This window comes from Parabacteroides faecis (assembly GCF_014647375.1).
Lineage (GTDB): Bacteria > Bacteroidota > Bacteroidia > Bacteroidales > Tannerellaceae > Parabacteroides > Parabacteroides faecis.
Genome location: NZ_BMPB01000006.1, coordinates 91260 through 115876 on the forward strand (window position 1 = coordinate 91260; position 24617 = coordinate 115876).

Consider the following 24617-nt stretch of genomic DNA (forward strand, 5'->3'; position numbering starts at 1 on the left):
GGATAGAATATAATTATTCGATTGTTTTCAAAGAAAGCGGCTGCTCGAAAGTATCGGAAAAGATATCTTCGGGCAACCGCTTTTATATTCATTAAAATTAGCTATCGTTTAAAATTCAGTAGATAATAAAGGCCAGTTTGCATCTTTGGTATGGACCTGTTCCATTAATGTTTTCAGTTCGGCAAACTTTTCGGGATTACGGTCGATCATGTTATGTACTTCGGACGGATCGGCAGCAATGTTGTACAATTCGTATTTCGGTTCTTTCTGGATATTCAGTAAGATCAGTTTCCAGTTTCCTTTGATAATAGCCTGTCGACCGTTCATCTCATGGAATTCAAAGTAGAAATAATCATGTTGTTTCTGATTTTTTTCTCCTTTTAATGTTGGAAGGATACTGATACCATCACACTCAGGTACTTTTTTAGTGTTGATGACTTCGGCGAAAGTCGGCATCATATCCCAAAAGGCACAAGGATGATGAGAGATGGTTCCCTCTTCGATCTGTCCGGGCCATGCTGCGATCATCGGGACACGAATTCCCCCTTCATACAAGTCTCTTTTGATACCCCGGTAGATCCCGTTGCTGTTAAAGAATTCGGGATCGGCTCCTCCTTCGCGGTGCGGACCGTTATCGCTGGTAAAAATGATCAGGGTGTTATCATAGAGTCCTTCTTCTTTCAGTTTGGCGACAATCTGTCCGACATATACATCATAACGATACACCATAGCCGCAAATGTCGCATGCGGATAGACCTGTGAACAATATCCTCCTTTGCGGAACATAGGACCGGAGTCTGTTCCGTGGTGAGGTTGTTCCGGATACATTCCCCTGAACTTTTGAATGATACTGTCTTCCGGCACCAACAATTCGGCATGAGGCAATACATAGGGAATGAACAGGAAGAATGGTTCTTCTTTATTGTCGTCGATGAATTTTAGGGCATGTTTATGGATCTCATCCTGTGAATAAGTGCCGTAGGCTCCGTTGGCATTTTCCGGATAGTCGACTCGCTTGTCGTTGTCCCACATGTGGTCGGGATAATAATTGTGCGCCAGAAGCTGGCTGTTATATCCGAAGAAAGTATCTACGAACTGCTTGTTCGGATCGCCGGTACTGCCGACTTCTCCCAAACCCCATTTGCCGAATGCTCCGGTTTTGTATCCCGCTTCTTTGAATATCTTGAAGATCGTATTTATGCCGGTGGGCAGGGCTACTTCATAATCCGGATTCACGCTTGAGTTACCACGTATGCAGGCATTTCCGGTATGTCTGCCGGTCACCAGGCTGCAACGGGAGGGGGCACTGACCGTCGTCCCCGAATAGCACTGGGTAAAACGCATACCCCGTTGTGCCAGTTCATCTATATTAGGGGTCTGGAATTTTTCCTGTCCGTAACAACTCAGGTCACCGTAGCCAAGATCGTCTGCGAGGATAAAAACGACATTTGTTTTCTCCTTAGCTACCAGGGAGACAGTACTGCTGCCTGCAGTGAGCAGGCAGAGACTGTAAAGTGAAATATTTCTTTTCATGGAATTTAAACTATTTATTCAGCATTGGAACGTGGATAACCTTCGTTCTGATCCAGATTCTGATTCAGCAGCAGTTCGTTGCTAGGCAACGGGAACAGGTAATGACGGTCTACCCATCCGACCGGTTTACTGAAGAATACGATGCGTCCTTCATCACCGTTGCGGTCCAGTTTCAGTTTGAAGTTGGACGGATTGGCCTTATCACCCATATGGCGTGTGTCTTCCAGGTCTGATTTTTTCAGGTAAACACCGAATTGTTGTGTATTCATGTATTCAGCCTTTTTCCAGCGGCGCAGGTCATCGAAACGGTATCCTTCGAACATCAGTTCCACACGGCGTTCACGGCGGATTTCCCATAAAACCGGATCGACGCTCTGGTCTCTTTTCGGGTCGAATGAAGCATTGATTTCGCTGACTTTCATATCTGCGACATGTGCTCGTTTGCGTAATACATTGATCGTAGCATCGGCAACGCTCTGATTGAACTGTCCCAGTTCCCAGGCTGCTTCTGCGTGATTTACCATCACTTCACCCATACGGAACAGCGGAAAGTCGGTGGAGTTTACGCTACCTGCCGAGTTGACCGGAGTAACCGTGTTATAATATTTCCATACATAGTAACCGCCGTAAGAGGTCATAAAACCTTGTCCCATATTATATGAGTTTTCGCGGAAATGAGGAACCTCACGTAATATCTGTCCGGCCCATTGTAAAGCAGGAAGTGTCTTTGTCGAACCGGCTGTATTCGAGATCTGAGCCATCAGGTCGATATATTCTTTATCTCTCGGATCGTCCGTGAAAGTGACTTTCGACATATCCATATTGGTTGCTGACGGGCTGTTCACCTTGTAAGGCGGACATACATTATAATATAACCGGTAGTCCCTGTTTCTGAATTCGGTATATACATCGGCGTCTCCCGTTTCTTTATTTCCTTCGAACAGGTCGCTGGTATAGATCGGTTTGCCGTCCTGGCAAAGATAAGCTGCGATACCATCCGAGCTGATCTCCGAATAATGGGAAGATGTTCTTACGTAACGGGTCATATTGTGGCCTTTTCCGTCAGACAGGAAGTTTTTGTAAAGCAAGATCCCTGTCGTGCCTTGTAATTCTTCGGAGTTGAACAGTTCATCGTAATGATTGTGTACAGTAGGATGCGCGTTAATCAGTTCCTTTGAAGCATCGAAACTTGCTTGGAGATATTTCAGACCATCAGAGATGCTGTGATATTTCTGCCAGGTTCCTTCAAACAGTCCGTAACGGGAGATCAGTGCACAGACAACATCACGGTTGATCGTATTTTCTCCGTCACCGTCCGGATTAATGTTCTCTTTGGCATATTCCAGCATTTCCAGTACTTTGGCTGCCAGTTCCGTACGAGGAGTTCTTTTGGCATACAAAATTTCCGTATCGGTATCTTTCAAGGCATTTTCTACCCAGATAGCACTTCCATAATGAGCGATCAAACGGTAATATTCATTCGCTTTAAAGAAATACCCGAGACTGCGCCAATGCGCTTTTTCCGATTCTGTCATTTGTGAATTGTCCAGGTTGTCCAGCATGATATTGATGGCACGGATACGTTCGTACGGTTTACTCCATTCGTCGGCCGTACTGGGAACGGTTGTTTTTTCAGGCCATGTCCAGGGATTTTCACTGCCCGGATTCCCGTAAAAACCATTATCGGAATAACTATCAAAAATATATTTTTCGTTAGGTCCTCCTTTGATCGCTGTCGGTCCGGCATAAGCTGTCAGATAGGTATAGAATTTCCAGGAGTATGTTTTAAAATTGTCATAACTCACAAATACGGTCTCTTCTGTCTGCTTATCGAGCGGAAGTCTTTCCAGGTAGTCGTTGTTCAGACATGACTGAAACAGGGTGGTACCTATTGCCAGGAAACTTATTAATAACTTTTTCATATATAGTGAATCTCCTTTACTTTAGAATGTTACATTAATACCAAAAGAAAATTGTCTCATCAACGGATATGACCATCCTGCAGCTTTCGAGTCGCCTTCGATATTAGCGTTCACCTTGTTGCTACCCGGTGCCATGCTGTATGAGTCAGGATAATAACCTTCCGGCAGATGATGCCATGTGAAAAGGTTTTCACCACTGAAGAATACTCTCAGTTTCTGAATGTACAGTTTGTTGCACAGATCGGCCGGTAAATTATAACCGACAGTCAGGTTCTTTAAGCGTACATACGAACCGTCTTTCAGGTATTTGGTCTGGCGTTTGTTGTTGTAACTGTTGTTACCGCCTTCTCCGTATACTCTCGGATAGTAAGCATTCTGGTTGTCTTCCTGCCAGTAATCGGTCTGGTAGTCGAATACGGAGGAAACGAACTGTCCGTTAGGAGCCCATAGATCACTGATCCATAAATCGCGTTTGCCGACACCAGTGAAGAATAAAGACAGGTCGAAATCTTTATAAGAGATACCGGCATTGATACCATACTGGAAGCGTGGAGTGCTGTTCCCGATTTTGCGCAGGTCGCCCGGGTTGTTTTCCGAGTTGTCTCCGTTACTGATCTTTCCATCGCCGTCGAAGTCTTTGTATAAGATATCTCCGGGCTTTACGTTATCTCTGTTTTGACCCAGGAATACAGGAATATCATCTTTCAGCTTTCCATCAACGAAGTCGTTTTCCGTGTAGAAGCGATCTGTTGTATAACCCCAGATTTCACCAAATTCCATACCTTCGCGATAATACATTTTTTCGATATTGTTATCTGAAGCATCTGTATAAGTCAACAAGTTATCGTCATTACTGTATTTAGTGATTCTTGAACGAGAGTCATACAGGTTCAGGCCGATATTGTAACGGATATCCTTACCGATCTTGTCGCTCCATGTAATAGCCAATTCCCAACCTTTGCTGCGCATATCAGCCGCATTCACTTTCGGTGCTGTTGCACCCAGTACGGCCGGTAACGGTTTGGCTGCTGTAAGCATATCCTTCGTATCGCGTTGGTACCAGTCGAAAACAATGCCGAGACGGTTGAACAGGTTCAGGTCGACACCAATGTCCAAAGTATTGACTGTTTCCCAGGTAAATGATGAACTTACCAGTCCCGGAACACCTAATGTAGTTACATATTTATCTGTACCCGGCAGAATCCAGTTATAGTCGTTTTTCGCATCGATCGTCGGCAGATAAGCATAATAATCCACATTCTGGTTACCGATACTACCCCAGGAAGCTCTCACTTTCAGGTTGTTCATCCAGTCTTTTGTATCTTCCATAAATGATTCTTCCGAAATACGCCATCCGGCAGAGAAAGAAGGGAAGAAACCGAAGCGGTCGTTTTTCGGGAAACGCGACGAGCCGTCATAACGTCCGTTGGCTTCTACCAGATATTTACCTTTGTAAGAATAAGTCAGACGATAGAACAAACTTCTAAGAGCATATTCTTTGAATGAGTCTTCGGAAGTGATCGTTCCGGTAGATTGTGAGATAGATGGCAACCCCTGGTTGATAGGGTCTTCACGGGTTGCTTTCAGTGATTCGTAATACCAGTTTTCCTGATTATAACCACCCATGACAGAGAAAGAATGATCGTCGATATCTTTGGAATAGGTCGCAAAAATGTTGATTGCATTCGTCGTTTCAAAGAACTGTTTCATCTGATACTTTGAGTTCGTATAAGTATCTTTCTTTTCTCCTGTTACGGGTGCAATATATTTATAAATTTCATTGAACTGTTTTTCCGAACCCCAGTTACGGTTGAAGCTGTATTCTCCGATGATGTCCAGACCTGTAAACGGTTTGATCATGACACGGCCCAGGATACGGGTGTTGTTTGCCCGGTTGATTTTAGGTGAAGCCAGTCGCAACAGGTTGGACGGCGTACCGTAAGGCAGTAATTCGTTATCATCTTCGGTGGCATAGTCATAACCCAGCGGGCACATACTCGGCATACTGCTGGCAAATGACCAAACCGCATTTTCCCCATGTTCGGAGGTTCCGGATTGTGCCGTCGATGTTTTTGAATCCGTATAACGGAAGTCAGCTTGTAAAGTCAGCCATTTGTTGGCATCCATACTAACGAATGCAGATGCATTATAACGTTTGTAAGAGTCCTTGTCAGTCACCAGGATACCGTCTTCGTCCATCATACCGAAAGATACGCGGTAAGTCGCTTTGCTGCTACCGCCTGTTACGGAAACATTATGCTGTTGCTGGAAACCGAAGTTATCCATCATATCATCGATCACATCGGTCGGAGCCAGGTTGTAACGTACACCGTCCGACCATACATAACCATCCTTGTGTTGTCCGTTGCGATATTCGTCCAGGTATCCTAGCCATTGTTCCGTATCCTGTCCGCCATAATAACGTTTCAGACCCATATTGGCATACGTTTGAACCGTTGTATAAGGGTCGACCTTATTCGGCAGGGCAGCCGGAGTGGAGAAAGAGAAGTTATTGTTATAGCTTACACGCATCGGTGTATCTTTTTTTCCTTGTTTTGTTGTGATCAGGATTACACCGAAAGCAGCACGGGCACCGTAGATCGCTGAAGCGGCGGCATCTTTCAATGTCGTAACGCTTTCAATATCATTCGGGTCCAGCAAATCGATATCCATCGGTACGTTGTCGACCAATACCAGCGGGGCACCATTCGTATCGTCATTGATACTGGTTGCACCACGAACGTTCATATTGATGGTTGTACCCGGTTTACCATTGTTGCGGCTGACCTGCAGACCGGGGATCGCTCCTTCCAAAGCCTGTGCCGTATTACCGACCGGGCGGTTACCTACGACATCTTCCATTTTAACGGTTGTGATCGCACCGGTCAGGTTTACCTTTTTCTGGGCACCGTAACCAACCACTACCACTTCGTCGAGTGCCTGGCTGTCTTCTTCCAGCAGGATGTTGAGGGTAGATTCGTTGCCAACCTTTACCTCTTTGGTGTTATAACCGATATAAGAAACTAGCAACGTTGCTCCGGGTTGTACGGTCAGGGAGAATTTACCGTCTATGTCTGTAATGGTACCGTTCGTGGTCCCTTTTTCGACGATGTTGGCACCGATCACTTCCAGTCCGCTTTTATCTTTGATAATACCGGTGATCGTTTTCCCGTCCTGCTGGGATTGAGAACTGATGCTTTTCCCAGGAATGTTATTTTTCATGGAGAGCACAATGTGTTTGCCTTCCATTTCATAGGTTATATTCGTCCCGTTGAAAAGATCGGACAACACTTTGTCCACAGTTTTGTCTTTTGCTTTCACGGAAGTCACACGGTTCACATTTACATTATTCTTGTTGTAAATGAACAAGTAATCGGTTTGCGACTCGATTGTATTTAAGATTTTGCTGACTGCCACGTTATTCTCGTTCAGAGTAACTTTGGCGTTCTGAGAACTTACATTTCCCGCAATGGAAGTGAATGTGCAAGTTAACAGAAGGAATGTTGATAATTTCATAATCCGTCCCAAATGGTTTGATTTGCGCTTTTTAGGCACAAAAAAGGTTTGACAAAGAAAATTTATCATAACTTTGTGTGGATTTAAATGTTAATAATGAGATAATTAAAAAGTCGTCTCTTGTTAGCTCCGGCCGGAAGATGTGGGGACATTTTCCGGCTTTCTTTTTTGATTATGGGTCTCTGTTCATAAGATGTAGATTAGAAGGTGAATGAATTATATAATTGTAATTGAATTTAATTCGTCGTTTCTGAGATATTTGAATTTTACGTCTTTTTGAAGAACTCTCAAGGCGTATTCAATGCCGTCGGTTTGCCTGAACTTTCCGGTGCATTTGTATTTCAATACATTCGGGTTGTTAATAACAATGTCTATGCCATAATACACGGCGAACTTTCTCATCAGGTTCTCAAAAGGTTCGTCATCCAGGCAGATCAGTCCTTCCCGCCAACGTAAATGTTCCGGATTATTAATTGTGTCTTTTTGTAGGATACCATCTATTTCTGTCACCTTTTCGTTCGGCGTGAGCGATATCCATTCAGTCTGGTCACCGGTGGATACATCGATCGCTCCTTCCAGCAGGGAGGTTTCAAATGCACTTAATTTGTTTTGATAAGCAGATACGTTGAATGTCGTACCCAATACTTTGATGTCGTATTTTCTGGTTTTGACAATAAAAGGAGCTTTTTCGTTTTTCGTAACTTCGAAATAACCTTCTCCGTCCAATTCTACTTCTCGTATGTTTTTTCCGAAAGAGGTAGGGTAAGTGAAGGTCGATTTAGAGTTCAGCCACACTTTTGTACCGTCTCCCAGGACGAGTTGTACTCGTTGCCCGGCCGGAACCATGACAGCCTGCAGGCTTTGCGGTTCTTCTTTGTTGGCGGTGAAAATAATCCAGGATAGGGATATCAGTAAAGCTATGGAGGCAGCAATACTACCTATTTTCCAAAGAATAAATGATTTATTCTGAGCTGAGAAGGTTGAAGCCTTCTCAGCAGATGTTGTATAGTGAATTAAGAGTGCGTTCCAGATTTTGCGCTCTTCCAGATATTGCCGGTAATTACCGGCCGAAGCCTCCGCCCAATCCATAACCTGTTTTTCTTCCTGTGGGGAAGTGTCGCCTCTGAAATATTTATGTAGTAATTCTTTTTCCATTCTTTCGTATTGATTTAGGTTCCCGTTCGGGCCCTTTCGTTATAATAACACATCACTTCCGGTTTACCCTAACGAAGAATGGAATATTTTTTCAAATAAATAAAATCCTACACCTCTGATGCCTATAAAAACAGGATGAATGAGATCGGACTTATTTTGAAAATCAATTAGTCTTTGAAGTAACTGTGTTCTTTGACCACTACACCTTTATCATCGAAATAAACTTTCTTTTCTTTGCCTTCACGTGTTTCCAGTACTACTTTATATTTTACATACGTGCTGTTATTGGATACGTAAACCGATTTGATCCGGCAATCCTGATAAGCATTATTCACTCCTTCCTGCAGAATTTGGGGAATGGCTGTAATGTCTATCTCGTAGAACTTATCTTGCTTTTCAACTTTTGTTTTGTCATTACCCGGTGTGTTTTGTGCCTGGATCTGTGACGTAAAAGCGGCGCACATGGCAATCACTGCCATTAAAACAATCTTTTTCATACTTTTTCTTTTTACTTAAAAAACTAAAACTAATACCTTAATTTGCCTTTTGCTCCTATTGCCCAATATCCGTGCCAAAAATGCAGAATGAACTATCTTTTATGCTAAATGGTTGTAAACAGACGATTTATATTTCAGCCGGGCAGTCCGATAAAATGATATGATTTTGCCGAGTGGGGAATTTTTCCATATTGGAGTGGGGCTTTCTACAAAAGATACGGTGAATATCGGATTTTAGTGATTGACAAAATGATATTACTATCCCATGTAAATGGGATTAATATAGCGGCTAAATGAAATTAGTATGGCGACTAATATTTTTTAACGTATTAAAAGGGTAGCAAAAAACGATTTGTCAGGTCAAATTGTCAAAGTCAATTATGGGTGTCGCCTTTACTTTGAAATGTGGAAGAGTACCAAAAAATTACTACCTTTGTACGAATTCTGATAGAAATAAAAGATGAAACAAACGAGTATACTGATCACTATCCTCTCGATCCTTTTGTTGACGGCCTGTGTGACCAAACAGACGGATGAGAAGATCGTAACTGTTACGATCGAACCCCAACGTTATTTTGCAGAGCAGATAGCGGGAGATAAATTTAAGATCAATTGTGTGGTTCCGGCCGGACAAAGTCCTGAGACGTACGACCCTACTCCCCAACAGATGATACAGGTCGGCAGAAGTGTCGCTTACCTGCAAATCGGGCATATCGGCTTCGAACTGGCGTGGATGGATAAGATACGTGAGAATAATCCGAAATTGACGTTCTTCGATACTTCGGAAGGATTTAATCTGTTGAAAGAGACTGCAGAAGAACATGACCATGGACATGATGCACACGATCATGATGCCCATGCCGGAGAGGGAACACACCACCACCATCATCACGGTGGGGTAGACCCGCATATCTGGAGTTCCATTGCTGGAGCTAAAGCGATTGCCTGGAATACATTGAACGCTTTTATCGCACTGGATCCGGATAATACGGATTATTTCTGGCAGAATTATAATAAACTGTCGGACGAGATAGATAAAACGGATGCGGAGATCAAAAAATTGCTCGATCCGTTGACCGACCGGACATTTATTATTTATCATCCGGCACTGACCTATTTTGCCAATGAGTTCAATCTCACGCAGCTTTGTATCGAGATGGACGGCAAGGAACCCTCACCAGCCCAGTTGAAGCAGCTGGTGGAAACGGCTCGTGCCAATAACGCCCGTGTCGTATTTATCCAGCAGGAGTTCGACCAGAAGAATGCCGAACTGATCGCCAGGGAAACCGGTTGTAAACTAACAGTGATCAATCCGTTGGCTTATGACTGGTCTAAAGAAATGATTCATATAGCAAAAGCGTTGGCAGATGGACAAACTCATTGAAATAGATCATATAACAGCCGCCTATGGGAATAAGGTTGTTCTGAAAGATGTTTCCCTGACCGTATGGAAAGATGATTTCCTGGGAATAATAGGCCCTAACGGAGGAGGTAAGACGACTTTACTGAAGGTGATCCTCGGATTGCTGCAGCCAGTATCCGGTGCTATCCGCTTTTTTCGGGATGGGGCGGAGGTGTCTTCTTTACGGATCGGTTATTTGCCGCAGCTGAATAATATAGACCGTAAATTCCCGATCTCTGTCTGGGAGGTGATCGCTTCGGGTCTGGCTGCGGAAAAGCCCCGTTTCCGTTCCTATACGGATGCTCAGAAGAAACGTATCGAGGAGGTGATCCGGCAGATGGGACTGGAAGATTTGTACACCCGTTCGATCGGTGAGTTGTCGGGAGGACAGTTACAGCGTGTTTTATTGGGACGCTCTATCGTTTCCCGTCCGCAGCTCCTGATTCTGGACGAACCGAATTCGTATGTCGATAAACGCTTTGAATCTCGTTTTTATCAGTTACTGGAGGAGATCAATAAAGAGAGTGCAATCATCCTGGTATCCCATGATATCGGAACGGTGCTGGCAATGGTCAAGAATATCGCTTGCGTGAACGAGACATTGCACTATCATCCCGGTGCGGATGTATCCGAGGAATGGCTCGGTGAGAAATATGCCTGCCCGATCGAGCTGGTCGGCCACGGAAATTTGCCGCATCGCGTATTGAAAACACACGAACATTAATATTCTATTCCCATGTCACACACACTTTGTTTAATCTCATTACCGGAAATCGGATTTATCGTAGGCATTGCCGTTATCCTGTTTGGCTGTAAGGCTGTCATGCAGAATCCGTTTATCTCCAGGGGGCAGAAAATCGTATGGATACTGATCATTGTTGTACTTAACTGGATTGGGCTGTTATGGTATTATTATACCTATTATATGAAGAATAAAGACTAAGATATGAAGATACTGATTACAGGGGCAAGCGGATTTATCGGGGGCTTTCTGGTAAAAGAGGCGTTGCGTCGGGGATATGAGACCTGGGCAGGGGTGCGTGCTACGAGCAGCCGTGAGAACCTGCAGGACGAACGGATCCGTTTTATCGATCTGAAATATAATAACCGGGAAGCCTTAACTACCCAGTTGGCGGATTTTGCCCGTGAACAGGGGGGATGGGATTATGTGATCCACAATGCCGGACTGACCAAGACTTTGGATAAACGAAATTTCTTTCGTATAAATGCGGAGAATACACATAACTTTATAGAAGCATTGGCGGCCGCCGATTGTATGCCCAGGAAATTTTTATTGATGAGTAGCCTGAGCAGTTATGGGCGCGGAGACGAAGAAACTTTCCGTCCGATCCGCCTGGATGATCCGCAAGAACCAGATACTGCTTATGGACAGAGTAAGCTGGAGGCGGAGAACTATGTGCGCAGCCAGTCTTATTTTCCTTATGTGATCCTGCGTCCGACCGGTGTGTATGGCCCCGGCGAGAAGGATTATTTTATGGAGATCAAGAGCGTGAAGTCCGGATTCGATTTTGCTGTGGGGTATACTCCCCAGCGTATTACATTTATTTATGTAAAAGACCTGGCGCGGGTCGCTTTCCTGGCGTTAGAGAATGAAGCGATATGTAACCGGCATTATTTTGTGGCAGACGGAGATGTACATACCGACGAATCGTTTGCCCGGATGATACAGGAACTTTTGGGAAAGAAGCATGTATTGCATACCCGTATCCCACTGGGACTGGTAAATGTGGCATGCCATTGTTCCGAATGGATCGGCAAGTTGCTGAATAAAGGTATGACACTGAATACCGATAAATATATCATCCTGAAACAACGCAACTGGATTTGTGATGTTGCGCCGCTTCAGGATGAATTAGGTTTTACTCCGGAATATCCCTTGCGTAAAGGGCTGGAGGAAAGTATCGAATGGTATCGGAAAGAAGGATGGTTATAACCCGTTGTAATCCGGCCTTTGCCGGATAAACGGTTGGTCAATCCACTTTCTTAACGGAACCTAATCCCGCTTTATCCACTTTGACGGAAGGGTTTCCTTTATATTTTACTGTACCCATTCCGGCTATCTCGGCATCGATCTGATCCTTTGCAAATGTTTCGATCAGTCCTTTTCCGGCAATTTCGCATGATAATGTCGAAAGTTCATAATCAAATGCGTGCACTTTGCCGCTCCCGGCTATTTCAAAGTCAGCTTTTTCGCCTGCCCCTTTCAGGTTGAACGTTCCTTTTCCGGCGATTTCACCTTTAAACACTCTTGCATATAGGGCGTTAGCATTCAATGTGGCTTGACCTGCCGTACTTACTTCCATTTGATCGACAGTCACTGTATCTCTTAACTCTATTCTCGTACTGCCTGCCGTACTGAATTTCACTTTCTCATTGGATGCGAATTTACCGTTCAGGTTAAAAACTTTCACCCCACCCATATCGGCTTTTTTCAATGAGGAGGAGTTGGAAGTGATCGTAAATTCTGTCGGACGGAATCTGATCTGTTTCTTGCTACGTTCTTTAGGCCGAATCACCAGTTTTTCCCCGTCCGTTTTAAACTCAAACAAATCGTAAATATTCTGATCGACCGTTACGCTCAGAGCCGGAGCAGACTCCTGCTGTGAATAATTGAATATGATTGAAGTGCCCTGCACTTCAATTTCATCGTAATCGGCAATATCGATTGTCTGGGTAATTACGTTTCCGTCACCTCTGACAGACGGCATAAAGATGCATCCCGAAGCGAGCAACAAGATGGCGGATAGTACTGAAAAATAGAGTGTTTGTTTCATATCGTTTTATTATTTTACTTCTTCTACGGAGCCTTTGCCCAATACCTTCTGCTGGACGGCTGTCGGGCCTTTGTAGCGGATTTTTCCTTTACCGACGATGTTGGCCTTCAGGTTATTGGTGGCATGAACTTCCATTGAACCGTTTCCTGTCATTTTACAGCTTAACTCAGGAACGGCTACTCCGAAAGCCATGATTTCACCGCTGCTGGTGATACTGTATGCTCCTTCTTTCGCATCTCCCTTTTTCAGGTTGATAGTACCTGAACCATTGATGCTGCATTCCAGTTTGTCTGCCTGCAATTCGTTGATAACCATATTGGCACTGCCTGATACATTCAGGTCGAGCTTTCCCATTTTTACCGGTTCTTTCAGTTGAACCAGGCAGTTAGAGTTAGCATTGATCTTTATTTCGTCTCCGGTCAGCGGACTGTTTACCATGAAGTTGGCATTACCGGCAGCTTTCACCTCTTTCAGCCATTTGGAGTTCGTTTTTACGATGAACTTGGTGTAATGGTCTACTTTCACCCCTTTGAAACCAACGGAGAGTTCCCTGTCTTTTATATTGATATTGACATATTCATGCAGGTTTTCATCTACAGTCACTTCAATATAAGGTGCTGCATCTGATTGTTCATAATTGAAATCAATTACCCCATCAATTTTAATTGAATTATAGTCATCGATAGTGATCTTTTTACTGGATAGTTTTCCGTTACCTTTTACGTGGTCTGCTGCCTGAGCAGTGAATAACAATCCCAATAACATGATAATAGATAATAAGCCTTTTGTTCTCATAATTTATTTGTTTAGTATTGCCTTTCCTTATAATAGACGTGACCTTGACAGGGTCGGTTACAAAAATAGGAGTAATTTAATTTATAATTCCTACATTTGCTATATTTTTATATGGAATTAAGTTATGGAACAGCGTTTGTTTAGCTCTGGCAAAGAGGATTATTCGAAAATATATGCGATATATTTTCCCAAACTGGTACGCTTTTCACAGACCTATTTGCATTCGCAGGAAGATGCAGAAAATCTGGTACAGGATATTTTTCTTTATCTTTGGGAGAACCGGGAGCAAATACCTTCGCTGGGGAATATGAACGCTTATCTGTTTACGGTAGTCAAGAACCGTTGTATCGATTTTCTCCGCAGACAGACAAAAAATGATGAAAAAAAACGATCTTTGTCTGAACTGGAAGAAAAGGAATTGCAGTTTAAATTATATTCTTTGCAGAAATTTGATGAAAACAATTTCTCTATAGCAGATATTGAACATCTGATTTCACAGGCGGTAGATTCGTTGCCTGCCCGTTGTAAAGAGATATTTATATTGAGCCGTATGGAAGGACTTCGGCATAAGGAAATTTCCGAGCGTCTGAATATATCTGTGAATACAATTGAAAGCCAGATTGCCATTGCTTTGAAAAAACTGAAAGTAGCACTGAAGGATTATATGCCTTTGTTTATTTTTATTATTTGATCGTACCCCTAAAGAATTTCAACCTCCCTTTGAGAGTTTTATAAGAAAAGGAGTGACTACCCAAATGTTAAAATCATATTTTTTTGATTTTTTCTTTGGCGGCATTTCTTCTTTCTGCGTCATACCTATAAAGAAGTAATAATTTTATGAAAGAACAATTAGATAAATATTTTGCAGGGACACTGGCGGATACCGAGAAGTTGACTCTTTTCCGGCAGATGGAAGAAGATGCCGCTCTGAAAGATGAAATGGCGGATATGCAGAATATTATGGCTCTATCCGGAATGATGGATAGGGATGGTGACGATCTGTTGGTAACAACAAAGATCAAAGAGTTGGAACAGCGGGCCAATAAACGGAGAATGTTTCGTTTGTCGATTGCTGTTCTGAAGTATGCCGTCGCTGCGACTTTGCTTTTCTGTACCTGGTTTTTATCTGAAAAATATACCTTGGATAAACATAAAAGTGAAATGATCCGGATAGAAGCGCCACAGGGGCAACGGGTGTATCTGACATTGGCGGATGGAACAGAGGCATGGCTCAGTTCGCGGACGAAGCTGAATATTCCGCATCAGTTCAATGACAAAGAACGGGTAATAGAGTTGGACGGGGAAGGTTTCTTTGCGGTAAAGAAAGATGCGAAGCGGCCGTTTATTGTGAAGACTAAACAATATAACGTACAGGTTTTGGGTACGCAGTTCAATGTGTTTGCTTATTCGGAAAGTACGGATTTTGAAACCGATTTGCTGGAAGGTTCGGTATATGTGTATCATAAGAACAATGAAGCCGGCGGACTTTACATGAAACCGGATGAAAAGGTCTTTTTAAAAGGTGGTGAGCTGTTGAAGACAACTTCCAATTTTAAGCAGTCTAAATATTTAAAAAACGGAATATTCACGTTTGAAGATAAACCTTTCGGTGAATTGTTGACCCGCCTGGAACTATGGTATGACGTCAAGTTCAAGGTAAGCCGTCCGGAGATCAGGAAGTATGTTTTTTCGGGTAAGTTCCGGCAAAGTGATGACATAGCGAATATCCTGCAAGCTATTCAGGAAGTGGGAAAATTTAATTTCCGCATGATCACGGAAAATGAGATAGAGATTTATTAACCTTATTTGTAGAACACTATAAAAAAAGAATGTTGCCTATGTAAATACCAGAAATGAATTGGATAGGACAAAACAAGGGAGTGTTGGTACCACTCCCCTGAAGTAGTCAATACTATCATCTTAGCGTTGTGACCTAAATAAAAGTATTAACATTATTATTCAGCAAAGTTATGAAAAAAAACTTGTTGCAGACATGCTATTATGTTATAAGAGAACTTAAATCAAGAAAAATAGTTCGGATTATGAAATTATCAATCTTTTACTTCTTCCTGTTTATATTGCAGTTACATGCTGAAAACGTACAGTCGCAGACAGCCAGTGTAGCTCTTAACAAGGAAGCGCTCACGTTGAATGAACTGATATCGGAGATTGAATCGCAAACCGATTATCTGTTTATTTACAGCAAAAACGACATTAATGTGAGTCGGCGTGTGAAGATCAATACACGTAGCCGGCAGGTCTCTGATATACTGAACGATATTTTTACGGGCAGTGATATTACCTATAAATTTGCCAACAATTATATCTCATTGCGAAAGATAAATGAGAAGATGGCAGCCGGAACTCCCGCTCCGGAACAGGCAAAAAGAATTACCATCTCGGGAAAGGTGCTGGACTCGTTCGGCGATCCGGTTATCGGAGCTAATATTGTGGAAGATAAAACCACGAATGGCACGGTCTCCAATATAGACGGTAACTTCAGTATGGCTGTGGCGGATGATGCTGTTCTGAATGTTTCCTTTATCGGATATATCGAGCAGAAGATACCGGTAAAGAATAAAACGACTTTTACCATTAAGCTGAATGAAGATTTGCAGAAGCTGGACGAGGTGGTCGTGGTCGGTTATGGTAGCATGAAAAAGAGCGACCTGACAGGATCGGTTGTTTCTCTGAAAGCCGAAGAGATCAATTCTCCCAATAACTCCAGTTTGGTGCAGATGATGCAGGGGCGTGCTGCGGGGGTTGTTATTACCCAGAACAGCACCCAGCCGGGTGGTGCAGCCGATGTGCGTATCCGTGGTCTTTCTTCTGTAAATGCAAGTAAGACACCGTTGTATGTTGTGGATGGTTTCCCGGTGGATAATACGAACTTTTATCCCGGTTCGGGCGATGTGTTCGACGGTCCGAAGAAAGACCCGCTGAATAGTATCAACCCGTCGGATATCGAGAGCATGGAAGTTCTGAAAGACGCCTCGGCTACGGCTATCTACGGATCGCGTGCGGCTAATGGTGTTATCCTTATTACCACTAAACAGGGGAAAGAAGGTAAGGCGAAAGTCACTTTGAATTCTTCTTTCGGTATCCAGACGATCGCCAAGCGGTTCGATTTTCTTTCCGGCACTGATTTTGCCCGGGTGACAAACGAAATGAATGCTCTGTACAAAAAAGATCCATTTTATACGGATGCAGAAATTGCTTCCTTTGGGAAAGGGACGGACTGGTTGGATGAAGTGACGCACACAGGTATGGTGACCAACCATGATGTGTCTTTGCAAGGTGGAACGGCATCTACAAAATATATGGTATCTGCCAGCTATCATTTAAACAATGGTATAGTAAAAGAGAGCTCTTTTGAACGTTATAGCTTCCGTGTAAATCTGGAACAGAAAATATCTTCTATTTTCAGTGTCAATGTGTCCAGCTTTATGAGTAATACTTCGGATAAGAATGTGGCAGTCGGAACCCGTGCGGAAGATACGGGGGTATTGTCCGGTGCTTATGCTTTCCCTGCCAATGTCCCGGTTCGTGACGAGGATGGCAAATTTTCTAAAAACCCGAGATATGCATTGTTGCCTAACCCGGTTTCTTTGTTGGATATTGACGATAAGACCCGCTCGAAGAGGTCGATGTTGAATGGCTCATTGAATATTACTCCTACCGATTATCTGTTTATTAAGTTACAGGCCGGTACGGATATGCAGGATTCAAAACGAGAATATTACAATCCCAAAACTACCCGTAATGGTGCGGATGCCAATGGTATCGCTTCCGTAACGGCTACCCAGGGGCGCAGTAATCTGTTTGAAGGAACAGCTACCTTCAAAAAAGAATTCAATAAAGTGCATAAGTTGGATATCATGGCGGGTTATACCTATCAGGATTTCACTTATGAGGAACTGACGGCTAAAGTCTCAAATTTCTTTACGGATTATTTTGGTTATAATAATATTGGTATAGGCGAGACTTACAGTGCTCCGGGTACTACGAAAAGGATGAATAAACTTTTATCCGGCATTGCCCGTGTAAATTATAATTTCGCAGATCGTTATTTGCTAACCGCAACATTCAGAGCAGACGGATCATCTAAATTCGATAAGGATCACCGCTTCGGTTATTTCCCTTCTTTCTCTGCTGCATGGCGTATCTCCAACGAGGAGTTTATGAAAGGACTGACCTCTTTGTCGAATATGAAATTGCGTGTAGGTTACGGTGAAACAGGTAATCAGGATATCGGTAATAACAGTTACCAGAATTTATTGAAGAAAGGATATGAATATGTATTCGGAAATTCACCGGTGACTACGATCATTCCGGGTAATGCCGGGAATCCTCTGTTGATGTGGGAAACAGCCAAACAATTCAATGTTGGTTTGGATATGGGTTTCTTTAATAACCGTGTTTCCGGAACGCTTGAATATTATCAGATCAATACGGATAATCTGTTGCTTCAATTCTCTACCCCGGCTTATTCCGGTTATACATCCCAGTGGAGGAATGCTGGTGAGATCGTAAACCGCGGGGTTGAATTTACTCTAAATACGACCAATATCCGTACCCGTGATTTCCAATGGGAGACATTGCTGACTGTCTCTCATAATAAGAATAAATGGAAAGACCGTGCCGGATTACCTAAACCTTATATCGGAGCTTCTGAAGATGATCCTGTAAATGCTATTTACGGTTACACGTACGACGGTATCTGGCAGGAAGGCGATGATATTAAGAATAGTGCACAGCCGAATTCTGTACCTGGAAATATCCGTTACAAAGACATCGGCGGCCGTGATGCTGACGGAAACTTTGTTCCGGGGCCGGATGGAAAGATCAATGATGCCGATATCAGCTTCCTGGGTACACCGGACCCGAAAGTGGAATTAGGCTTTGGTAATGACCTGACTTATAAGAACTGGAACCTGAATATTTTCTTTAATGCCCGTCTGGGTGGGAAGAAGTACAATCAGTTCCGGGCTTATTATGAAAATCCTTCCAGGGTATATGAAGGTTTCAGCGCATTCAGTAGTGTGATGGATCGCTGGAGTCCTACTAATACAGGCAGTCAGATCCATTCGGGCGCAGCTAATCCTTACGGAAGTGATGTGAATACGTTCTATGTGGAAGATGCATCGTTCTTACGGCTGAAGTCTGTCAGACTGACTTATAATACGAAGCTTTATTCCTGTCCTCTAAGTGTGTATGTGGATGCCCAGAACCTGTTTACTATAACAGGATATTCAGGTTATGACCCTGAAATTGGCGGAACAAACGATTATAATACATATCCTGCTTGCCGTACATTCCTGGCAGGTTTAAGAATTAGTTTTTAAAAAATTACGATTATGAAGACACTCAAAATATATTTGCTGGCGGGTTTGACCTGCTTACTTTCTTCTTGTCTGGATACACAGTTGTATAATGAGATAGCTGTAGACGACTTCTTCAATACGGAATCGGATGCACGGGCATATCTGAATGGTGTGTACGGTGGTTTCCGCGACAGAAGTGCCCGTAATTATATTCCGGCAGGCGAATATGCCTTTCAAATGTTGAATGAGATAGCGGGAGACGGCCTTATCTTCGGTCCCGGAGCACAGAGTGGAAAAGGGAGCCAGTATGAAAAGGCTGAATGGGGAATCGATTTTTATGTGACATCTTCGCTTTGGAATGATTTGTATCTGGCTATTGTACGTGCCAATATCGGGATCGATAATCTGGGAAAAGTGCAGACGAACGATACCAAGCTGGTAGAACAATTTGTAGCGGAAGCACGTGTGGCAAGAGCCTGGTTCTATGCAGACCTTACTTATCTGTATGGTGATGTGCCTTTGATTACAGATTCTAAATTTGATCTTACTTCTAATCCGGGGCGTGAGCCGAAGGATAAGATTATAGAATTCTGTATTTCTGAGATACTGGCTTCTATCGATAAACTGCCGGAAAGTTATCCGGCGGAGGATTACGGGCGATTTACAAAAGCCGCTGCACAAGCCAAACTTTGTAAAATATACCTGGAAGCCAAACGTTGGAAAGAATGTGCCGATATGGCGAATGAGATCATTAACAACTCTCCCCATAAACTGGTTTCAGACTGGGGTAAATTGTGGGGTGTCGAAAATGAGAAGAATATAGAGACCATATTCTCTATCTCTTGTTTGCCTCCACGCTATCAGCATTCCGCTTATGCAGCCCATTTCCATCCGGCTGACTTCCTGATTGAAGGAGGTGGTTCTATCGGTTGGGATTATTATCGCTGTACCTGGGATTTTTATAACACATTCGATCCGGCGGATAAACGAAGGGCAGACATGTTGACTTCTTATGTGACGGTTAAAAAGGATGCAGACGGCAATTATATACGGAAAGAAGTCGGTCACGGTGGCGGCGAAGGTCCGATCCCGAACAAATTCCCGTTAGATCCGGCTCATATCGGTTGGACAGAAGGTACGGATGTCGTATTGATCCGTTTGGCTGATATTATCCTGGCGCGTGCAGAGGCTCTGAATGAATTGAACGGTCCGAACCAGGAATCTATCGATCTGATCAATCGAATACGTACAAGGGCGTTTGGAGATGATTCGCGTAACCTGAAACTGGCGGATTTTGGAACGAAAGAGAGCTTGCGTGATGCTGTTTTGAAGGAAAGAGGATGGGAATTGTTCCTGGAAGGATACCGTCGTCTCGACCTGATACGTCACGGAGTTTATATCGATGCAATGAAGAAGAAAGGTTCAACGTTCGTTTCCAACAGTCAGTTGTTGTTACCGATACCGATAAGCGAGATCAACCTGAACCCGAATCTGACACAGAACGATTATTGATAAATAGTCTTTAAGGTAAAACAGATGGAAGGCAACCGGGTAAGAGATAGAGTATTTTATCTTCCGGTTGCCTTTTTCATTACTTTTGAGTCTTTAAAACAGAACGGATATGAAAATACGACTGAATATATTCCTTTTATGCTGCCTTTTGGGGGTTGTTGAATTGCATGGTCAAAAAACGGACTGGACACTTCCGACGCCTGATACAGATAAGTTGCCCACTGCTTTGATCCCTTATCCGGATGAGGTGATAAGGAAAGAGGGGGTGACGGAGTTTTCTGTAATAAAAGCAGATAAGAACTCTTTGGATAAGTTGAGAGATGGTAAGCGTATCGGTGAGGAACTGAATGATGTTTGTATGTTCTGGAATATGCCGGAGCGGCCGACCGGTAGAATATGCCGGATCTATTTTGAACAGCTTCCGGCGCAGCAGGATGTTTTGAAGAGAGAAGCCTATAAACTGGTTGTATCGGATGATAAGGTGGTTATTTCTGCCGGAGAGTTTGCCGGTTTCTTCAATGCCTTACAAACATTGCGGCAGTTGGTGAAGGAAACACCGGATGCTTATGAATTGCCCAATTGTGTAATTAATGATTCTCCGGCTTTTTCAATTCGGGGTATTATGCTCGATGTGGGGCGTAATTATGCTTCGGCTCCCTTTATAAAAGAGGTAGTACGAAAGTTGTCTTATTATAAGATCAATCTGCTCCATTTGCATCTGACGGATGATCCGGGATGGCGGATAGAGGTGAAAAACATGCCGGAACTGACGGCGCCGTCTACTTACTGGAAAACCCGCCAGCCGGGTAAATATTATACGCAAGACGAACTGAGTGCGCTGGACGTGTATTGTTCTACATTGAATATGCGTGTGGTTCCTGAAGTGGATATGCCCGGTCATAGCGCTTATTTTGAGAAAGCAACCGGCCTGAAACTCCAGACACCCGAAGGAATGGCTGCTTTACAAAAGGCATTGGATGAGGTAATACCTTTATTCAAAGATTCTCTCTTCCATATCGGCTCGGATGAGGTGCGTTTTGAGATGGATGATTTTATGCCGGAAATGATAAAATACATTCGCAGTAAAGGGAAAGAGGTTGTTACCTGGTATCCCGGTTATTCACCGGACAAGAAGGCGGTACGAATGTGCTGGGGAGAGAATGAAGCCGGCCATATCCTCGATAAGTCGGCGCAATATATCGATAGTAATGGTTTCTATATGGATTATATGGATTCGCAGGGAGGCATGCTGCAAACATTTTTCCAGCAACCTTGTGAAGTTCCGGCAGGAAATGAGAATGCACTTGGCAGTATCATGTGCGTCTGGACGGATGGAGCATTGAGTTCGGAAAAACGATTGTTGGAACAGTATCCTTTTTATCCTTGTATGTTGACATTTGCCGAACGTATCTGGCGGGGTGCCAAAGAGAAAAGACGCGATCTGATGGCGCAATTCCCTTCGGCTGGTACACCGGCATGGACGGCTATCTCAGAATTTGAAGATCGTCTGGTCTATCACCGGGATCATTATTTCCGCCATATTCCGTTCCCTTATGTGAAACAGGCGGATATCAAATGGCGTTTGATCGGTCCGTTCGATCATCAAGGAGTGAATGACCGGTCTTTCGAACCCGAAAAGATCATTAAGAAGACCTATACATGGAATGATACGGTATTTAAATGGACCGAATCCCCAGTGTATGGCGGTGAAGTTCAGATACGTAGCTTTTATGCAATGTTCAACGCGCACCAGGGTAAATATCGGTTGGACCATTGGCCGACAACCATGTCGCCTCTTGTTGGAAAAGAGGGTGGAACCTGTTATGCTGTTACTTATATAAAAAGTCCCGTCGAACAGGACGTTTACCTGATGTTCGGATTGAATGGGATGTGGGGACATTCCGGTGGTTATCGCACGGCAAGAGCTCCTGAACAGGGGAATTGGGATTTCAGCGGTGGCGATATCTGGCTGAATGATGAACGGGTAAGTCCTCCTCACTGGCCGTTTGAAAGTCTGCCCTGGACAGGGTGGGGACAAGGGCGCATCGAAACTCCGCTGACGGAAGAAGGTTATTTTTATCGTCCTCCTGTAAAGATAAAACTAAAAAAAGGTTTGAACAAAGTGCTTGTCCGTAGTGTCTTCGGACATTGGAAAGGGGATGACGGACAGCGTAAATGGCAGTTTTGTTGTATCCCTGTTCAATGGGATGGCATACATTATACGGAAGTTCCCGGTCTTGAGTTTGTAGACTGGATAGAATAAGGAATAAAAAATAACCCGGAAATTATCTTTTCACCATGCCATAGCGAAAGGTAATTCCGGGTTTTCCAACTCCCAATATATTGATTTCTTAATTTACCGGATCGATATCGCTTGAACCGCTGGAGTGTTTTTTGACTTTCGGATTCCCTTTATATTTGATATCACTGCTGCCGGAAGCAGAGGCATTCAACGATTCGGTAACTGTGGTTAAAATATCGCTGCTACCGCTTGCCGAGCATTCCAATGTTTTCAGGGTGAAACCATACGCTTTGATATCGCTGCTGCCGCTACAGTTGTATTTCCCTTCGTTGGCTTTCCCATTCAGATACAGGTCGCTGGAGCCGGATGAGTGGGTTTCTATTCTGTGACATTCCAGATCGCTTGTTTTCAGGTCGCTGGCTCCACTCAGGTTGATCTTGCATAAATTGGCTATGCGCATCGGTTTTTCCAGATATACGTCGCTGGCTCCGGATGCGTTGATCTCGATATTATCACCTGATAGCGAACTTTCCAGGATAAAGTCGAAACTACTCGAAACTCCCAGTTTCTTTAGTTCGGCCGAATGAGTATCTATGACCAATCTGCTCGGATTGATCCTGGTTCCTCTCTGTGTTTCTATTTTTAAGATACCACCTTCGGTATTGAACTTTATCAGAGGAAGAAGGTTTTCATCTATCGTGATCTTCAAACCTGCTTTTCCTGTTTGCTGGGAATAGTTGATTTGCGGAGATTTATTCTTACCGGTAAAAAAGCTTCCGTTGCTTTCAATACCCTGGCTTACTATCAATCCGGTATAATCGGCTACCTGTATTTCTTTAGTGATGATATTTCCGTTCCCCTTGATCTTTTCTGCGTAGCAACTGATCGTGCCGAAGGCTATTAATCCGATGAATGCTAAAGCTAATTTTTTCATGACATTTATTATTTAGTTCGTTCTTTTAATTTGCGTCTTTCAGTTTTCCTGATCCGATAACACTCTTGCTGGTTGTCGGATTTCCTTTGTAATAAACGTTACCGCTACCGACGATGTTGGCTTCCAGATGGTTCTTAGCATAAGCCTGGATATTACCGCTACCGGCAATATTGCATTCAACTTTGTTGGTGAGGCAATCGTAAGCTTTGATGTTACCGCTTGCGGCCAGATTGTATTCTGCTTTTTCGGTATTTCCTCCAACCTGAATGAAACCGCTTCCTGCCAAACTACATTCAACATCTTTCAAGTTAATATCGGTGGCGACAACGCTACCTGAACTAGCCAGGTTTATTTCCAACTTGTTCCCTGTCACTTTCTTTTTCAGAAGGATGTTGCCGCTACCGGCCATATTGATTTCCAGTTTGATTATATTCAATGGGCTGGCAACAATAAAATCGCCGGAAGAAACAACATTCAGTTCCTTAATTTCACGCGAATTGGTTACAACCTTGAAGGTTGTCGGTTTCAGGTTGTACGTATTTCCGTTACGGCTGTTTTCGTTAATTCTTTTCGGACCGACTTTCAGTTCTTTGCCGTCCACCTGCATTTGAAGTAACGGGAGCAGGTTTTCATCGATTTCCACTTCCAGATAAGGAGCGGCATCCGATTGTTCGTAAACGAACTCCATAACTCCGACTGTCGATATCTCATTATAATCACTGATGGAAATTCTTTTAGTGATGACATTACCGTTACCTTCTACTGTTTCTGTAGTACGGGCAAATCCGGTCAGTGCCACCAATAAACAGGCGATAAAGAGTGATGCTTTTGTTTTCATCTGCATTATTTTTTAGTTCTTTTCTTTATAAGACGAGGCTGTTGGTGTTTAGGTTGCAGATTTTGTAAATTATTTTTGAAAAAAAGAGGGTGCGCAAACAATAAAAAAACCGCGATCCGAAATAATAACGGATGCGGTCTTTTTGCTTCCCA

General features: G+C 43.4%; 18 protein-coding genes. 9 read left to right on the forward strand and 9 right to left on the reverse strand.

Annotated features, from left to right (window positions below; all coding sequences use genetic code 11):
- Nucleotides 1-108: 108 nt before the first annotated feature.
- The 5 genes from IEY67_RS09525 to IEY67_RS09545 all read right to left on the reverse strand — a co-directional run bounded on the left by IEY67_RS09525 (nt 109) and on the right by IEY67_RS09545 (nt 8623).
- Nucleotides 109-1533 carry an arylsulfatase gene (locus IEY67_RS09525; RefSeq protein ID WP_183668203.1) on the reverse strand — a complete coding sequence of 475 codons (1425 nt, stop codon included), beginning with the start codon at nt 1531-1533 and terminating at the stop codon, nt 109-111.
- Between the two features lie 14 nt (nt 1534-1547).
- Nucleotides 1548-3455 carry a RagB/SusD family nutrient uptake outer membrane protein gene (locus IEY67_RS09530; RefSeq protein ID WP_122355798.1) on the reverse strand — a complete coding sequence of 636 codons (1908 nt, stop codon included), beginning with the start codon at nt 3453-3455 and terminating at the stop codon, nt 1548-1550.
- A 21-nt stretch (nt 3456-3476) separates the two neighbouring features.
- On the reverse strand, nt 3477-6971 hold the full coding sequence (locus IEY67_RS09535) for a TonB-dependent receptor (RefSeq protein WP_229801017.1): 3495 nt from the start codon (nt 6969-6971) through the stop codon (nt 3477-3479).
- 216 nt (nt 6972-7187) lie between these two features.
- Nucleotides 7188-8126 carry a FecR family protein gene (locus tag IEY67_RS09540; RefSeq protein ID WP_122355802.1) on the reverse strand — a complete coding sequence of 313 codons (939 nt, stop codon included), beginning with the start codon at nt 8124-8126 and terminating at the stop codon, nt 7188-7190.
- Between the two features lie 167 nt (nt 8127-8293).
- On the reverse strand, nt 8294-8623 hold the full coding sequence (locus IEY67_RS09545; protein ID WP_183668205.1) for a hypothetical protein: 330 nt from the start codon (nt 8621-8623) through the stop codon (nt 8294-8296).
- A gap of 460 nt (nt 8624-9083) precedes the next feature.
- On the opposite strand from IEY67_RS09545, the gene IEY67_RS09550 reads away from it, so the two are divergent.
- From IEY67_RS09550 to IEY67_RS09565, 4 genes are read left to right on the forward strand one after another with little or no spacing between them, the layout of a single operon-like run.
- Entirely contained in the window at nt 9084-10007 is a 924-nt protein-coding gene (locus IEY67_RS09550) for a metal ABC transporter solute-binding protein, Zn/Mn family (protein ID WP_183668207.1), read from the forward strand.
- Nucleotides 9991-10749 (forward strand): metal ABC transporter ATP-binding protein, encoded by a 759-nt coding sequence (locus tag IEY67_RS09555; protein ID WP_183668209.1) that lies wholly within the window; start codon nt 9991-9993, stop codon nt 10747-10749. The genes IEY67_RS09550 and IEY67_RS09555 overlap by 17 nt, the downstream gene beginning before the upstream one ends.
- Nucleotides 10750-10761: 12 nt before the next feature.
- A complete protein-coding gene (locus tag IEY67_RS09560) occupies nt 10762-10968 on the forward strand; it encodes a hypothetical protein (protein ID WP_122355819.1) in 207 nt (68 codons plus the stop codon).
- 3 nt (nt 10969-10971) lie between these two features.
- Nucleotides 10972-11979, forward strand: a complete 1008-nt coding sequence (locus IEY67_RS09565) for an NAD-dependent epimerase/dehydratase family protein (protein ID WP_183668211.1) — start codon at nt 10972-10974, stop codon at nt 11977-11979.
- A 37-nt stretch (nt 11980-12016) separates the two neighbouring features.
- Here the strand turns inward: IEY67_RS09565 and IEY67_RS09570 are convergent, their stop codons facing one another.
- Entirely contained in the window at nt 12017-12820 is an 804-nt protein-coding gene (locus IEY67_RS09570) for a GIN domain-containing protein (RefSeq protein WP_183668213.1), read from the reverse strand.
- Nucleotides 12821-12829: 9 nt separating this feature from the next.
- A complete protein-coding gene (locus IEY67_RS09575; protein ID WP_122355825.1) occupies nt 12830-13615 on the reverse strand; it encodes a head GIN domain-containing protein in 786 nt (261 codons plus the stop codon).
- A 124-nt stretch (nt 13616-13739) separates the two neighbouring features.
- Between IEY67_RS09575 and IEY67_RS09580 the strand changes: the two genes are divergently transcribed.
- The 5 genes from IEY67_RS09580 to IEY67_RS09600 all read left to right on the forward strand — a co-directional run bounded on the left by IEY67_RS09580 (nt 13740) and on the right by IEY67_RS09600 (nt 22714).
- Nucleotides 13740-14306 carry an RNA polymerase sigma-70 factor gene (locus tag IEY67_RS09580; protein ID WP_183668215.1) on the forward strand — a complete coding sequence of 189 codons (567 nt, stop codon included), beginning with the start codon at nt 13740-13742 and terminating at the stop codon, nt 14304-14306.
- Between the two features lie 146 nt (nt 14307-14452).
- Nucleotides 14453-15415 carry a FecR family protein gene (locus tag IEY67_RS09585; RefSeq protein WP_122373863.1) on the forward strand — a complete coding sequence of 321 codons (963 nt, stop codon included), beginning with the start codon at nt 14453-14455 and terminating at the stop codon, nt 15413-15415.
- 242 nt (nt 15416-15657) lie between these two features.
- Entirely contained in the window at nt 15658-18960 is a 3303-nt protein-coding gene (locus IEY67_RS09590) for a TonB-dependent receptor (RefSeq protein ID WP_183668217.1), read from the forward strand.
- A 12-nt stretch (nt 18961-18972) separates the two neighbouring features.
- Nucleotides 18973-20451 carry a RagB/SusD family nutrient uptake outer membrane protein gene (locus IEY67_RS09595; RefSeq protein ID WP_183668218.1) on the forward strand — a complete coding sequence of 493 codons (1479 nt, stop codon included), beginning with the start codon at nt 18973-18975 and terminating at the stop codon, nt 20449-20451.
- Between the two features lie 109 nt (nt 20452-20560).
- The gene (locus IEY67_RS09600) at nt 20561-22714 is read left to right on the forward strand and encodes a family 20 glycosylhydrolase (protein WP_183668220.1); all 2154 of its coding nucleotides are present in this window, start codon (nt 20561-20563) and stop codon (nt 22712-22714) included.
- An 88-nt stretch (nt 22715-22802) separates the two neighbouring features.
- Here the strand turns inward: IEY67_RS09600 and IEY67_RS09605 are convergent, their stop codons facing one another.
- Both IEY67_RS09605 and IEY67_RS09610 read right to left on the reverse strand, forming a co-directional pair.
- Nucleotides 22803-23627, reverse strand: coding sequence for a head GIN domain-containing protein (locus IEY67_RS09605; RefSeq protein ID WP_183668222.1), 825 nt, complete (start codon nt 23625-23627; stop codon nt 22803-22805).
- A 25-nt stretch (nt 23628-23652) separates the two neighbouring features.
- A complete protein-coding gene (locus IEY67_RS09610) occupies nt 23653-24465 on the reverse strand; it encodes a head GIN domain-containing protein (protein WP_183668224.1) in 813 nt (270 codons plus the stop codon).
- Nucleotides 24466-24617: the final 152 nt, after the last annotated feature.